Below are 15,058 nucleotides of genomic sequence, written 5' to 3'. Positions count from 1 at the left end.
GGCTAGGGTCGGTGGTGGTGCGGGTCATCGCGCTGGTGTTGCACCTGGCGGGTTCTGTACACAGGCTTCAGGCGTCCTTTTGTCTAAATCAGGCGTAGGCCGCTACCCTTGACGATATTTTATGGGGCTAGGCGTTTACCCAGCTGGGCAAACACGCGGGTGTTGTGGTCGAAGCCAGTCAGTGCTTCATCGATTAGGGCATCGCGTTGGGCGTCCGTCAGTGGAGCCTCGTCCAGAAGAACCCGGTAGGAATCTTTGAAGACCTTGGGCTTCGGGAGCGTTTCAAAGCGGTACATGCTCAGAGCCTTAGTAGGCACCCCATAGTGCCGGGCGACTAGGGCAGCCACAGCCTGGCCGCCCGATAAATCGCCCAAGTAACGCAGGTAGTGGTGGGCTAGAAAACGTTCGGGGGCGGACGCCGTCGCTCGAATAGCTGCCGCATAGTCAGCAGTTGCCGATAACGGCTGGTCATCGATGGGTCCGCCTAGTTCAGCTAGATCAGCCTTAATAGAGGCAAGGCGGTCAAGGCCTTTTAGCACGAAGGGTTCGGTGATGGGGTTGGGCTGAGCACGGAAGCCAGCAGCCACTTCTTCGAGGGCCTCGTAGATGTAGGTGTACTGGGTCAGCAACATGCGGTAGGCCTCCACAGTGAGTTTGCCGCCCATGAGGTCAGCCATGAAGCTGGAATGCTCTGCCTGCTTGTGGCGGGCTGCGGTTTCTGTTTTAAGGCGGGCTGAGAAGGTAGGACGTTCGGTGTCGGCAAGGGTGAGTGTCATGGGGTTCTCCTTGGTGAGGGGTTGCAGAGGAATCTTTACTGACAAATTGTCACCAGGAAATAATTAAGTCAAGACCTCGTGATCTATTTTTATTAGGTTCACCTTAATGCTAGTTTAGGCATACCTTTAAATTTAATAAGGCCGAGCATGTTACGAAATATGCCCACCCTACGCTACATAGATTTCACGAGGATGCCCATGTCTCTTCAGCACAGCACCCGGCGCTCCTGCGCCCTCCTAGCCACCGCCGCACTCACCCTGTCAGGCATGACCCTGGTTGCCGCGTCCACCGCCGACGCTGCAGACGCCCCCAGCAGCACCGTCGCTGCTGCGTCCGCAACCCACACTGCTAGCAATGCCAAGCTCACCTGGTCACTCAAAGATTCCTTTATCCGCTATGTCACCGGCGCTTTTGCCGGCGGTAGCGTAGAGGTAACCGGCGGTCCCAACTTCAACGGTTCAACCTTCTCTTGGGAGGGGGCTGAAGGGGAGTCCACCGGTGCGCAGGGAACCATCAACTACCCCGGAACTATCCATTTCACCGCCCACCACGGCGCCCTAGATATCATCTACGCCAACCTCAAACTTGTAGTCAACGGTAACCAGGGCACCCTGGTAGCCGATGTAAAGTCCAAGGGTTACAACGGCTCCCCCGACGTGGATGCCACCGGCGTCAGCTTCGCTACCGTAGACCTTGCTAGCATCGCTTTCAGCAACGGCACCGTATCAGTCACCAACGCTCCTGTTACTCTCACCGCCGAGGGCGCGGACGCCTTCGCCGGCTTCTACAAGACCGGCGAGGTTCTCGCGCCCCTCAGCTTCTCAGCCAACCTGACCGAAAAGCCCGCAGAAAACCCTGCCCCAGCCCCTACCCCGGAACCGACCGCTGACGGCGTCACCAATGCAGCGGGAACCGTCACCTGGGGTATTAAGGATTCCTTCCTCAACTACCTGCTATCGCAGAACGCAGTAACTCCCGGTGAAAAGACCAGCCTCGAAGGCAATAACTTTGCCTTCGCCGGTGCGACCGCGCAGACAACAGACACCGGCTATTCCATCAGTGTTCCGGGTAGTTTCTCCTTGCTAGCCCACGGCGGGGTGCTCAACATTAACCTGCACAGCTTCCGGGTTGTCACCGATGGGGCCCAGGGTTACATCTACGCCACCGGCACCTCAGCCAACACCGGAGAAATCACTGACCAGCCCATCGCCAGCTTCGACGCGAGCACCCTAACCACCGACGCCGAGGGCAATCTGCTCCTGAGCGGTGTAACCACCTATGCCACCGGGCATGCGGCCACCATTTTTGGGTCCCGTTACGCTGAGGGTACGGAGTTTGACCCCCTCTACCTGCGCGTGGCTGCGCCGGTGGTTGAGGACGCGCCCGCCCCGGCTCCCAGCGAAACTCCGGCTCCTGCCCCCAGCAAGACCCCCGCCCCCGGCCCGTCCGCTGAACCTACCACCCAGCCCACTGCTGAGCCGACCGTCGCTCCCTCAGCCCAGCCTTCTGTTGAGCCGACGGCTGCTCCTTCTGCTCAGCCCACCGAGGAGCCTGCTGCCCAGCCCTCCATCAACCCTGCTGACCCGGCCCCCCAGTGTGTTCCGGTAACCGTCACTGAGACAGTTGCCGGTGCAACTAGCACCCAGGCTGATGGCACTGTGTCAGCAGCAACCTTGAGCTGGGGCGTGCGCTCATCTTTCCGTAATTACATCGGTGGCGGTATCGCCCAGGGCGGTTGGGAACTCAGCGACACAACTTATTCCAACAGCACCTTTAACTGGTCACAGGGCACCGGTAGCTTTGCTGATGGAAAGGGAACCGTTAACTTCACCGGTTCGGTGCGTTTCACCGGCCACAAGGGCACCCTCAACACCCTGATGGCTAACCCCCGCCTTGAGATCAACGGTTCTACCGGCACCCTCTACCTGACCGTAACCTCTAACAACACTGATGGGGTTGCCACCAATTACGGTGAGGTCGCTTTTGCCACGGTCGATACCTCTTCTCTCACCGTTAACGGCTCAACCATCTCCCTCTCAGGCGCTTCAGCTACCCTCACCGAGGCCGGGGCTGCTGCCTTCGCTGGCTTCTACTCAGCAGGTATGGCCCTTGACCCCATCAGCTTCACCGGCACCCTGGGTTCAAAGACCGTCACCGGTGCTTCTCAGACCGTTGAGAAGACTCAGTATGTCTCTGAGAACGGCGCTAACTGTGATGCCCTAAACGCTGAGGCTGAGCGGAAGGCTGAGTCTGCTCGCACAGCTGCCCACGGTGGCAAGCTGGCGAATACTGGCGCTTCAGTCGGTGCCCTTGTTGCTGTGGGTGCCGCCCTGCTGGCTGCTGGTGCTGTGGTGGTAGCCCGCCGCCGCGCGTCCTAATTCTCCCTTCCCCGGGTGGGAGCCGGAATGTACCCGGTTCCCACCCCCTTTCTTTCTCTCAGGAGGTTCTGGTGCTCACGCGCTCTTTTTCTTCCCTGCCCCTGCGCCGGGGTTTTTCTGTTCTGAGTGCGGCCCTGGTTCTGGCGGTGACAGCCTGTACCGGGTCGGTAGAGAGCGGTGCGGACGCCGCTGCTACAGCCTCGCAGGCGGAGGCAGCTTCTACGTCGGTTGAGAGTGAGGCGCAGTCGTCGGCAACGGCCGGGGGTATTAAGGCTCCCGCAAGTGAAGAACTGCACCGTACTGCTCTGCAGCAGGCCGAGGACTACCTAAAAACTCACGCTATAGAGAACCCTAAGAGCCTGACAGGTCTTGCCACGGCAGCGTCTGTGCCCGATGTACTGCACCTTGAGAACCCGCAGGCCCCGCAGCTACCCGTAACCGTCACTGATTTTCAGGGTACCCAGGTGGCAGTGACCAGCACCGACCGGATTCTTGCCCTGGACATGTACGGCACCCTGGCCCAGACCGTTGTGGCCCTGGGCCTGGGCGACAACCTGGTAGGCCGGGTCACGTCTTCGACAGAGACAACTTTGGCAGACCTACCCCTGGTTACCCAGAACGGCCACGATATTTCTGCTGAGGCGGTTCTTTCTCTCGCTCCGACCGTGGTGCTCATGGATACCACCAACGGCCCCCTTGAAATTACCGAGCAGCTGCGCTCCGCAGGGGTGACCGTGGTGCACTTTGACCCCTCCCGTTCCCTGGGCCAGGTAGTTCCGCAGATTGAGGCGGTTGCCCAGGCTCTGGGCGTTCCGGAGGCCGGTGCCCAGCTGGGTGCGCGGGTGCAGGCTGAGATTGATTCGGCACTAGCTACCATTGCCGAGGTAGCCCCGCAGGATCCGGCGCAGAAGGTAGGCATGGTCTTCCTCTATGTGCGAGGCACCGCCGGTATCTTCTTTATTCTCGGTGACGGCTCAGGGGCTGACGAGCTGATTAAGGCCCTGGGCGGGCGCGATGTGGCGAGTGAGGGCGGAGTTTCGGGCACTGTTCCCGCTAACGCTGAAGCACTCTCCCGGGCTAACCCCGACCTAATCTTAACTATGACCGGCGGGGTGGAGTCTACTGGCGGTATCGAGGCCTTCTTCGCTCGACCCGGCGTAGCTGAAACCACGGCCGGGGCCAACCAACGCGTGGTTGATATGGCGGACGGCCAGGTTCTCTCATTCGGGCCGAACAGTGCCGCGGTACTCCTATCGCTGGCCACCGCTATCTATACCCAGCAGTAGGTTCTCGTGCAGGTACGTTCTTCTACTCTTACAGCGGTCTTTACCGCCTTGCCCCTTCTACTGCTCGGCGCGGTAGTCATTTCGGCCAGTCTGGGCCAGTTTGAGATTCCCCTACCCCAGGTTGCCGCGGGTATTCTGCGCAAGCTGGGGCTGGCGTCCGCTGACCCTGCCATGCAACTTGCAGACGCCACTCTTTGGAATATTCGCCTACCGCGTATTCTGCTAGGGCTGCTGGTGGGGGCCGCCTTGGGGGCGTCCGGGGCCTTAATGCAGGCGGTCTTCGGTAATCCGCTGGCCGAACCGGGTGTCATCGGTATTTCTGCCGGGGCTGCGGTGGGAGCCTGCGGGGCTATCGTTCTGGGTCTGAACCTTCTGGGCATGTTCACCGTGCCCCTCTGCGCTTTTGTCTGTGCGCTAGCCACCACTGCTCTGGTCTATGTCTTCTCCCGCTCAGGCGGGCGGGCAGGGGTATTATCGATGATTCTTACCGGTATTGCCGTGACCGCCGTGGCTAACGCCCTGATTGCCCTGATGGTTTTCATCGCCGATGACGCCAGCCGCGACCAGATTATCTTCTGGCAGATGGGTTCTCTGAACGGGGCAACCTGGGCGTCGGTAGCTACCAGCACCCCGATTGTGGGCGTCGGTATTATTGGCTGCCTGCTTCTAGCCCGGCAGCTCAATCTGCTCGCCCTGGGCGAGCGGGCCGCTGCCCACTCGGGTATTCATGTAGAGCGCCTACGCCTGGCTGCTATCGTCTGCACCGCCTTGCTCACCGGGGCTGCGGTGGCCTACGCGGGCATCATCGCTTTCGTGGGCCTGATTGTGCCCCACCTGCTTCGCATGGTGATAGGCCCCTCCAACCGGGTGCTCCTGCCTGCCTCAATTCTGGGTGGTGCTCTACTCATTGCGGCATCTGACCTTGCTGCTCGCACCTTGGTGAACTTCGCTGACCTTCCCATCGGCATCTTTACGGCCCTGGTGGGCGGCCCCACCTTTTTCATCTTGCTCCGCCGAACTCTGGCCAAGGGGGCCTTATGACCGCACCTTTACTCGTTGCTGACTCGGTCGGCTACCAGGTGAATGGTCGGCAGATTCTGCACGACATATCACTCGAAGTTGCTCCCGGTGAGGTCCTAGCCCTTATCGGCCCCAATGGGGCAGGTAAATCAACACTCTTGTCATTGTTGGCAGGGGATACCTCACCCAGCTCGGGGCAGATTACCCTGGGCGGGCGTCCGCTGACAGACTACCGACCGGTAGAGTTGGCCCGTACCCGGGCCATGCTCTTGCAACACACATCAGTGGCCTTCTCCTATACTGTGCAGCAGGTGGTCCAGATGGGCCGCACCCCCTGGCGGGGCACCGAGCAAGCTCGCCAGAATTACGAAATTGTATCCGCCGCTCTTGTCGAGACCGATACCGAACACCTGGCGGGCCGGGACGTCCGTACCCTCTCGGGCGGCGAAACTGGCCGCACCCACCTGGCCCGGGGTTTTGCTCAGCGTACTCCCCTGCTGCTACTCGATGAGCCCACCGCTGCGCTCGATATTCTTCATCAGGAGCAGACCCTCACCCACGCCCGAGCCTACGCCCGGCAGGGGGCTGCTGTGGTGGTGGTTCTCCACGATCTTGATGTGGCGGCCTCTTACTCTGACCGGCTGGTGCTCCTTGCCAAGGGGCGGGTGGTGGCGCAAGGACGCCCGCAGCAGGTCTGCACCGCCGAGCGGCTCAGCGCGGTCTACGGTCATCCTATTGAGGTGCTTACCCACCCGGTAACCGGGCGTCTACTGGTGCTTCCGGCCCGCGACTAATGCCCTTTTTCATCCTCAGGGCGGACGCACGGCCACAGTTTCTGCTACTAGACTAGGTAATGCCTTACCTGCCCTTATCCCAAGGAGTCCCTATGCCTCGCACCGCGCCTATTTCCTGTGTCATGGTGAGCACCCCTGCAGATCAGGTTTTGGAGGCGGCTGGGCTGAGCGGCGAGCAGGTGGCTGAGCGTGAGGCTGCTGGGCTGGTGAACACGCAAAATAATGCGACGTCCCGTTCTACGGCCACTATCGTCCGCACTCACCTTTTCACCATGTTTAACCTGGTGTTGGGCTTGTGTGGGTTGGCTGTGATTCTGGTGGGTTCTTGGTTTGATACTCTTTTCCTTTTGGCGGCTATCGCTAATGTGGTGATTGGTTTTACCCAGGAGTTTTCGGCCAAACGTCAGCTTGACCGTATTGCCTTGCTGCGGCGGGACCCGGCTACTGTGGTGCGTAATGGTGAGCTGGTGCCGGTCGCGTTCGACCAGCTAGTTCGTGACGATGTTGTTCTACTCAAGCGCGGGGACCAGGTCCCTGCTGATGCGGTGGTGCTCACCAGTGATGGCCTAGATTTGGATGAGTCTTTGCTGACCGGTGAGAACGACCCTGTGGGTAAGGTTCCGGGCGATGGTGTGCTTTCGGCGTCCTCTGTGATTGGTGGCTCGGGTAAGGTACGGCTGACGGCGGTAGGTGAAAGGTCTCGTGCCGCTCAGATTACCGCTGAGGCCCGCCAGTTCACTACCATTCATTCTGAGTTGCGCGCTGGCATGGAGCGGGTGGTTACTTGGATTACCTGGGCGCTGGTTCCTATTATTGCGGTGGTGCTCAATGGGCAGATGCAGGCTGCTGGTGGCTGGCAGTTTGCCTTTGATTCAGGGGCTTGGCGTGATGCTTTGATTACTTCTGTCTCGTCGGTGGCGTCGATGATTCCTCAGGGCTTGGCTTTGATGACTACCATTTCTTTTGCTGTTGCCTCGGTTAAGCTGGCTCGCACTGAGGTGCTGATTCAGGAGCAGCCTGCCGTTGAGGTGCTGGCCCGTGTTGATACGGTCTGCTTTGATAAGACCGGCACCTTGACTGAGGGTGGGGTGCGTTTTGAGTCGGTTCGTGCCTTGAGCGGGCAGGTGCTCTGTGGTGAGGCTGAGGGTCAGGACGCCAGCGCCCCTGCCCCTGAGGTTAAGGACGGCTGGGCTGCTGCCCTGGGCTGGTTGGGGGCTGACCAGAACGCTAACTCTACCGCTGCTGCCCTCAGGGAGCCCTTTGCTGAAGCTGCCGGCGCAGCGGCCCCGGCCGGTGCCAGTGTTCCAGAGGCTACTGGCGTCCTACCTTTTTCTTCTGCTCTGCGTTTTAGCGGGGTGGAGTTCAGTAGTACGGGGGCCTGGCTGCTGGGGGCACCTGAGGCTCTTTTGCCTGAAGATTCTTCTGCCCGGGAGCTTGCCGGTGGGCTGGCTGAACAGGGGCTACGCGTGCTGGTCTTGGCTCATGCCCCAGCTCTTCTGCGTGAGCCTTCCGGTAAGGTTGCCACCCAGATACCTGCCGGGTTGGTGCCTCAGGTTCTTGTAATTTTCCGTGAGCAGGTACGCTCAGAGGCCCCCGAAACCCTGGCCTACTTCAGGGGTCAGGGTATTGACCTGAAGGTCTTCTCTGGTGATAACCCCCGCACGGTAGCGGCCGCAGCAGCTACCGCCGGTATGGACGTCTCAGCCGGTGCTATAGACGCCTCCGCTCTCCCGGAGTCTGGCCCTGAACTGGTAGAAGCTGCCCGCACCCACGCGGTCTTTGGGCGTGTCTCCCCTGAGCAGAAGAAAAATATGGTGTTGGGTCTGCGCCAGTCCGGGCATGTGGTGGCTATGACCGGTGACGGTATTAATGACGCTTTGGCCCTCAAGCACGCTGATTTGGGTATCGCCATGGGCAATGCTGCCCCTGCCACTAAGGCAGTGTCGCGCCTGGTACTTCTGGATGGGCGCTTTGACCGCCTACCCGGTGTGCTGGCTGAGGGGCGTAAGATTATCGCCAATATTGAGCGGGTAACCAACCTCTTCCTTACTAAGACCGCCTTCGCTATCCTGCTGGGCCTGACTTTGGGTGTGCTCTGCTGGAAGTTCCCCTTCCTACCGCGCCAGTACTCTACTGTTGACCTGCTGATGATAGGCGGCCCTGCTTTCTTCCTTACCATGTTGCCTAATACTCGACGCTATGTCAGTGGCTTCTTAGACAGGGCCCTGCGCTTTGCCCTGCCTGCGGCCCTTGTGATCACAGCGGTACTGGTTTTCGTCAACGGTTATGGGCGTAGCCTTAGCGCGGTCACTACCTCAGAGGTGCAGACTGCTACCTTCCTAGCCCTAGCTCTCATGGGTATCTATAACATCACCACGGTAGTACGACCGGTGCGGGGTGTACGTTTAGCTATTGTGGCTACCATGTACGCTGGGCTGGTGCTTGTTCTGCTTTTGCCTCCTTCGCTCTGGTACCACCAGTTCACCATTCCTAGCGGTGCATATCTGCTGGCCACTGTGGGTTCGGCAGCTCTTGGTTGCCTGGGTCTTGAGATTAACCTGCGCCTGCACACCGCCTGGTTACGGGATCACCACCCGCAGGTACTTGCACAAGGCTAGGCTCAAGGAGTACGCTGGAGCACGACTGGGTTCATACCCATAACACTTATGTAGTAAATCATCAGGATTGTTACTGGTTGAGCAGGCAAGACCTGGGTTGCTATCAGCTCATACGGCACCGGTGTACCCACACCCAGGCCCCTTGTATGAGCACCTGTTTACTCTCCACGGGTAGGCAGGTGAGATGAGCAGCTCGGGTCTTTTTCGTCTTAACAACCGGTGAGCAGTCCGCACACACCAGTAAGGTTCTACCCGTGAATAATTCACAGATTGGTGAGCGGATTCTTGAAGGCCTGGGCGGCCCCGAGAACATCTCGCACTTAACCCACTGCGCCACCCGCCTGCGCGTGACTCTTAAGTCCAATAGCGCCGTCGATAAGGACGCTGTTGAGAAGACCCCCGGCGTGCTCTCCTTGATTGAGCAGTCCGGCCAGACCCAGGTCGTCCTTGGTGACCGGGTTGAGGCGGTCTACAACGAAATGCTGAAGCTGCCGGGTATGAGCTCAGTGGGCGAAAGCTCTTCTGCAGGCTCCGTAGCAGCCGATCAGAAGAAGGCTGGGCCTCTCACCCGCGTCTTCGATGTGCTCTCAGATTCCTTCCGCCCCCTGCTTTGGGCGCTGCTGGGCACCTCCATGATTCTGACCCTGATTGTTTTCCTGCAGCAGCTAGGTTACTTCGGTCAGTACACCGACCTCACCGGTCAGCTTGTGAACGTTGACATCGTCAACGGCCCCCGTTTGACTGATGAAAACGCTGCTGCGGCCATGCTCAATGAGTGGCGTGCAGCCTACCCCTTCTGGTTCTTGATGCTGGCTGCGGCCCTATCAGTTCTGCAGTTCATGCCTATCATGCTGGGTGCAACTGCCGCTAAGCGCCTGGGCGCCAACATGTGGGTCGGTGCAGCTATCCCCGCAGCACTGATGACCGGAACCTTCCAGGGTTTTGCCGATATCGCAGTAGACGGCGTTGTGCGTGTTCCCTTCCTGGGCCTTGACCTGCCCCTGTACGTCATGAACTACACCGGCCAGATCTTCCCGCCCCTCTTCGCAGCAGCCCTGCTCGCCCCCCTGGAGCGTTTGCTCAAGCGCATCATTCCCACCATGTTGCACATGGTCTTTGTGCCCATGTTCTCCGTGATGATTCTGGTGCCTCTGACTGCCTTCCTGATTGGCCCCATCGGCATCAAGTTCGCTCTGGCGATCTCTGACTTTATCGGTGGCGTCAACGAAGATGCTCCTTGGCTGGTCGGCGGTATTATCGCAGGTCTTTACCTCTTCATGGTTCCCCTGGGCCTGCACTGGCCCCTGAATGCCGTCATGATTAACAACCTGCAGACCGACGGTGTGGACTTCATCCAGTCCCCCATGGGTGCCTACAACTTCGCTGTCTTCGGCGTGGTAACCGGTGTTGCTATCGCAGCTCGCCGCAACAAGGAGCTACGCCAGACCGCTGCTGGTGCGGCCGCCTCAGGTCTGCTCGGTGGTATCTCTGAGCCCTCCCTCTACGGTGTTGTTCTGCGCTACAAGCGCGTCTTCCCCCTGATTCTGGTGCCTGCCATCATCGGTGGTGCCACCATCTCAGCTCTGGGTGTTAAGTCCTACGCCTTTGCCTTCACCTCCTTGATTTCTATCCCCGCTATGCAGCCCTGGTACCTCTACATGATTGGTCTGGCTATCGCCTACTTCGGCGCTATGGCAGGTGTGCTGATTTTCGGTTACGAATCCAAGGAGCAAAAGGCTGAAGCTGCCGCTAAGGCCGCAGCCGTTGCAGAGACCGGTATCGGCGAGTCAGCTGCTGAAGCAGTTACCCCCGGTGCCTCCGAAAAGCGCACTGACGCTGTAGCAGCTACTGCTGCTGCCGCCCCTGTTGCTCTTGCTGAAAAACAGGACGCCGCCCCCACCGCAGCTACCCCTTGGGCAGCTGAAGAGGCAGCACCTACCGCAGGTACTGTGCTGACCATGGCTTCACCCATGGAAGGCCAGGCAATCGCCCTGTCTGAGACTCCTGACCCCATCTTTGCCGCTGAAAAGCTGGGTAAGGGTGCAGCTATCGTACCCACCGGTAACACCGTTGTGGCCCCTGCTGCCGGTAAGGTCTCTGTGACCATGCCTTCTGGTCACGCCGTAGGTCTGAAGCTCGATAACGGTGTAGAACTGCTGATTCACGTAGGTATCGACACCGTCAACCTCAACGGTGAGGGCTTCGATGTGAAGGTTAAGAAGGGCCAGCAGGTTGCCCCCGGCGATATTCTGCTGACCTTCGACCCTGAGGTCATCAAGCAGGCCGGTTACTCACTGGTCACCCCCATTCTGGTCACTAACACCAACCGCTTCGCTGGTGTTGAGGCTGCTATTGGTGATGTTCAGCCTGGTTCTGAGCTGCTGAAGGTTACTACCAAGTAATCTGACCTTAGCTTTTGAGCCTGCCGCCCCGTATCGTCCTTCTAGACGGTGCGGGGCGGCTTTTTATCAATTTAGATTGAGCTAGTTCATCTTCTTGCGCCAGTGCGCGCTCTTACCCGCGGGGGGGGTAGGAAGTTTATTAATCTGGGCAGGTAGAGCAGGTAAGGGGCTAGTCCTCACGCAGCAGGTGACGGAAGGTCTGCACGGCCTCACGAATGACCTTATCGTGTTCGGCTCCTTCAGGCACACCGTGGGTATAGTCCAGGTAACGCAAGAGAGCTGAGGTGACATAAAGAGCTGCACGCAGGCGAGGCTCTGGGATGCCCTCACCGGGCTCATTCTCCGGCAGGTAGGGCCAGGGCCCGCGGCGTCCGCGCGCGTTAAACTCCACCCAGTCAACGGTACGCAGCAGACCCGCCAAGGTATTCTCACACTCGATATGGTGGGTTTTGAGCCGGTAGTGCAGCTCCGGGTAATCCTGCACCAAAGAACGCACCTGCGGGTAGGTGGGGTTATCAACTGAGGCAAGGATAATATCAAGCATCAGGTGGGCGATACGCTCAAAAATGTAAAGATCCTGCCGTTGCATATCGCGCTGCACAATCTCATCGGTGATGACGGGGGCACGCAAACCTAGCACGGCGTCCTCTTTGCTGGCGAAATAGTTAAAGAGGGTGCGGGGGCTGACGCCTGCTACTTCAGCGATTTCGTCGGTTGTGGTGGTTTTAAGACCCTTCTCAAGCACAAGCGTGAGAGCAGCCTCGTGAATGGCTGCATGGGTTCGCTCGCGGCGTTGCTGTCGCACAGATTTCTCGGGTTTCCTCACACCACCAGTTTATTGCAGAAGTGCACACAGCTAGGGGTTAATGTGGTGAGTCACAGCGGAGAAAAACGTAACTCTAGCAGAAATACCCCATGTTACGGCAGGCACCCGGCTCAAGCCCAAGCCCCCGGTAGACTTAGGTTAGTGAACTTCAGCTTGCCTTTTATTGACATCCCCAACCTCCCAGACTGGCTATCGGTAACCCTCGTCGCTATTGACATTCTTATCCGTATCCTCGTTCTGTGCTGGTTGCCCTACAACCGCAAACCTGTGGTGGCGCTGGGCTGGCTCATGGCAATCTTCTTCCTCCCCTTCGTAGGCCTCATCGCCTTCCTGGTCTTTGGCTCCAACCTGGTGCCCAAACATCGCCGTGAGCGCCAAAGCGAGATGAACAAGACCATCAAAAAATCCATCCAAGGTGACGACGCCATACTAGGTGACCCAGTGCTACCTGAGCCTGCGCGGGTGGCTGCCCACCTCAACTACAAGCTCGGTGCCCTACCGCTAGTCGGCGGTAACGAGTTCGAACTACGCCACGACAACAACGCAGCCCTCAAAGAACTAGCGGAGAAAATCGATCAGGCACAAAGATACGTTCACTTCGAGTTCTACATCACCGCCCTCGATAGCACCACCGAACCCCTATGGGATTCCCTGATACGCGCCCACCAGCGAGGCGTTGCAGTTCACGTACTCATCGACCATATTGGCTCCCGCAAGTACCCCCGCTGGAAAAAACTTCAGCGCAAGCTCGACACAGCAGGTGTGCCCTGGCGGCTCATGCTCCCCCTCAAACCCTGGAAAGGCCAGTGGCAGCGCCCCGACCTACGCAACCACCGCAAGATCGTGGTCATTGATGGTGACCTGGCCTTTAGCGGCTCCCAAAACGCCATCGACTGCACCTACAACCTCAAAGCCAACATCAAAAAGTGCCTGGAATGGAAAGACCTCTCCTTCTTCTGCACCGGCCCGGTAGTCCACGAACTCAACGCCGTATTCGTCTCTGACTGGTACGCCGAGACCAAAGAGCTCCTACTCCATGAAATCGACGCGAACATGGAAGCCCATGAAGACCCAGAGCAGGAGAGCCAGCGTCCGCTCGCCCAAATTGTGCCCTCTGGCCCCGGATTCGAGACCGAAAACAACCTGCGCCTGATCAACCACCTGATTTACAACGCAGAAGAACGTATCATCATCTGCTCCCCCTACTTCTTACCCGAAGAAACCCTGCTCCAGGCCCTGACTAACATGGCGCTCTCAGGTATCGACGTGACCCTCATCGTCTGTGAGAAGGGCGATCAGATTCTACCCATTATGGGGCAGCGCTCCTACTACGAGCAGCTCCTACGTTCAGGTGTGAAGATTCAGGAGTACCCCGGCCCCACCGTACTACACTCCAAATTCATGATTGTGGACGAAGAGATCACCTTCATCGGCTCCTCCAACATGGACCCCCGCTCCTTCGCCCTGAACTTTGAAGTATCTACCTTCGTCGTCAGTAAGAGCATGGTGCAAGAACTTGATGATGTAGCCCAGGACTACATCTCACAGTGCAAGCGCCTAGAGTACAATGACTGGGTCAAACGCCCCCTCCACCAGAAAATTGCTGAGAACATTTGCCGCCTGTGGAGCTCACTGCTCTAGATTCTAGAATCTATGGCTCTAGGGTTCTAGGCCATTGCGACTGTTTCATCCCCGTGGCCATCACCCTGGCCGGTGGGCTTACTGGCAAGAACGGTGATATTACCCGGCCCCGGCTTAGTCTGCCCTACCTTCTCAGCAGGCACACTCACACCCACATCAACAATCACAGACTGAAGGTGAGCCCCGGCAGGCACCACGGTATTACCCATCAGGATAGAACGCTCCACACGAGCCCCAGCTTCGACGGTAACACCAGGGCCAACGACGCTAGAGTCCACCTGGCCATGCACACGGGCACCGTGGGCAACCATGGACCCGTTCACCTGCGCCGAAAGTGCAAGGTAGGCAGGGGCATAGGGGTCAGGGTGAGGGATAATAGCCCACCCAGGAGCATCCAGGTTCAGCCCCTTGCCTTCCAAGAGGTCCATGTGGGCGCGGTAGTAGGCGTCAATGGTGCCGATATCTTTCCAGTAGCCTTCAAGCAGATACTCGTGCACCGTATGCTGCTTCACTAGGGACGGGATAATAGTCTGCCCGTAGTCGCCCAGGGCCTCACCAACTGCCTCAGTATCAGAGCGGTCCACACCTTCAAGCAGGCTGTCTAAGGTCGCCCGCAGGGCTGCCACAGAGAAAACAAAAATCTCGGTGGCAACCTTCTGGCTGGCAGGCTGCTCAGGCTTGTAATCGTAGTGGGTGACCGCCCCGCCCTTACCGGTGCGCACCACACCGTAGCGGGAGGCGTCCTCATCTATCTCGGTCGTTACCACCGTCAAATCTGACCTGCGTTCCTGGTGCTGGGCCAGCACCGGGCGTAAATCAAGCTGGTAGAGGTGGTCGGCGCTCATCACTATCACGTTCTGGGCCCCGGCAGATTCCAGCAAGGGAAGCTGTTGGAAAAGGGCATGGCCGTTGCCCTGGGCGAACCCATCTTCGGGGCGGCCCTCAATCGGGGGAAGAATACGCAGGCCGTCCCGGGTGCCATCAAGATCGCAGGGGCGGCCCCCAGCTAGGTGCTGGTTGAGGGCAAAAGGCTGGTACTGCTCCACCACCCACACATGGCGGATGCCCGAATGAGCCAGGTTTGATAGGGCTACATCGATAATGCGGTAAATACCGGCAAAGGGGATAGCTGGTTTGGAGCGGTGATCAGTGAGAGGAGATAACCTGTGCCCCTGCCCTCCGGCCAGAATGAGCGCAATAGTAGGTGACTGCTGGGCATAGGGAAATGGGTCTGACACGATCCTCTACCTCAGATAATAAGCGTGCATATCGTTATTGATATGGTGACATACTTTCCACACCGAAACAAGGACGCC

10 protein-coding genes are annotated in these 15,058 nt (G+C 58.7%); 7 read left to right on the top strand and 3 right to left on the bottom strand.

Annotated elements, in window-relative coordinates; translation table 11 throughout:
* Positions 1-119: 119 nt before the first annotated feature.
* Positions 120-776: a biliverdin-producing heme oxygenase gene (locus tag ACED87_RS08200; protein ID WP_321104048.1), complete on the bottom strand. Its 657-nt coding sequence runs from the start codon at positions 774-776 to the stop codon at positions 120-122.
* Positions 777-974: 198 nt separating this feature from the next.
* Between ACED87_RS08200 and ACED87_RS08195 the strand changes: the two genes are divergently transcribed.
* The 6 genes from ACED87_RS08195 to ACED87_RS08170 all read left to right on the top strand — a co-directional run bounded on the left by ACED87_RS08195 (position 975) and on the right by ACED87_RS08170 (position 11,275).
* On the top strand, positions 975-3,155 hold the full coding sequence (locus ACED87_RS08195; RefSeq protein WP_449089882.1) for an HtaA domain-containing protein: 2,181 nt from the start codon (positions 975-977) through the stop codon (positions 3,153-3,155).
* A 71-nt stretch (positions 3,156-3,226) separates the two neighbouring features.
* On the top strand, positions 3,227-4,441 hold the full coding sequence (locus ACED87_RS08190; RefSeq protein WP_449089881.1) for a heme/hemin ABC transporter substrate-binding protein: 1,215 nt from the start codon (positions 3,227-3,229) through the stop codon (positions 4,439-4,441).
* A gap of 6 nt (positions 4,442-4,447) precedes the next feature.
* Positions 4,448-5,482 carry a FecCD family ABC transporter permease gene (locus tag ACED87_RS08185; RefSeq protein ID WP_449089880.1) on the top strand — a complete coding sequence of 345 codons (1,035 nt, stop codon included), beginning with the start codon at positions 4,448-4,450 and terminating at the stop codon, positions 5,480-5,482.
* Positions 5,479-6,255, top strand: coding sequence for a heme ABC transporter ATP-binding protein (locus ACED87_RS08180; RefSeq protein WP_449089879.1), 777 nt, complete (start codon positions 5,479-5,481; stop codon positions 6,253-6,255). Before ACED87_RS08185 ends, ACED87_RS08180 begins: the two co-directional genes overlap by 4 nt.
* 92 nt (positions 6,256-6,347) lie before the next feature.
* Positions 6,348-8,873, top strand: a complete 2,526-nt coding sequence (locus ACED87_RS08175; RefSeq protein ID WP_449082324.1) for an HAD-IC family P-type ATPase — start codon at positions 6,348-6,350, stop codon at positions 8,871-8,873.
* Between the two features lie 254 nt (positions 8,874-9,127).
* Positions 9,128-11,275, top strand: a complete 2,148-nt coding sequence (locus ACED87_RS08170; RefSeq protein ID WP_449082325.1) for a glucose PTS transporter subunit IIA — start codon at positions 9,128-9,130, stop codon at positions 11,273-11,275.
* A 169-nt stretch (positions 11,276-11,444) separates the two neighbouring features.
* Here ACED87_RS08170 and ACED87_RS08165 read toward each other — a convergent pair whose 3' ends face one another.
* On the bottom strand, positions 11,445-12,080 hold the full coding sequence (locus tag ACED87_RS08165; RefSeq protein WP_449082327.1) for a TetR/AcrR family transcriptional regulator: 636 nt from the start codon (positions 12,078-12,080) through the stop codon (positions 11,445-11,447).
* A 162-nt stretch (positions 12,081-12,242) separates the two neighbouring features.
* Between ACED87_RS08165 and cls the strand changes: the two genes are divergently transcribed.
* The gene (gene cls / locus ACED87_RS08160; RefSeq protein ID WP_449082329.1) at positions 12,243-13,742 is read left to right on the top strand and encodes a cardiolipin synthase; all 1,500 of its coding nucleotides are present in this window, start codon (positions 12,243-12,245) and stop codon (positions 13,740-13,742) included.
* 26 nt (positions 13,743-13,768) lie between these two features.
* On the opposite strand, the gene ACED87_RS08155 is transcribed toward cls, so the two are convergent.
* A complete protein-coding gene (locus tag ACED87_RS08155) occupies positions 13,769-14,980 on the bottom strand; it encodes a glucose-1-phosphate adenylyltransferase family protein (RefSeq protein WP_449082330.1) in 1,212 nt (403 codons plus the stop codon).
* Positions 14,981-15,058: the final 78 nt, after the last annotated feature.

It is taken from the genome of Rothia sp. 32237D007AR (assembly GCF_053544675.1).
This window is presented reverse-complemented; position numbering and strand designations above follow the sequence as displayed.

Coding starts and splice junctions, on each gene's coding strand:
- ACED87_RS08175 (WP_449082324.1), top strand. CDS start 6,348: ATGCCTCGCACCGCGCCTATTTCCTGTGTCATGGTGAGCACCCCTGCA.
- ACED87_RS08180 (WP_449089879.1), top strand. CDS start 5,479: ATGACCGCACCTTTACTCGTTGCTGACTCGGTCGGCTACCAGGTGAAT.
- ACED87_RS08195 (WP_449089882.1), top strand. CDS start 975: ATGTCTCTTCAGCACAGCACCCGGCGCTCCTGCGCCCTCCTAGCCACC.
- ACED87_RS08200 (WP_321104048.1), bottom strand. CDS start 776: ATGACACTCACCCTTGCCGACACCGAACGTCCTACCTTCTCAGCCCGC.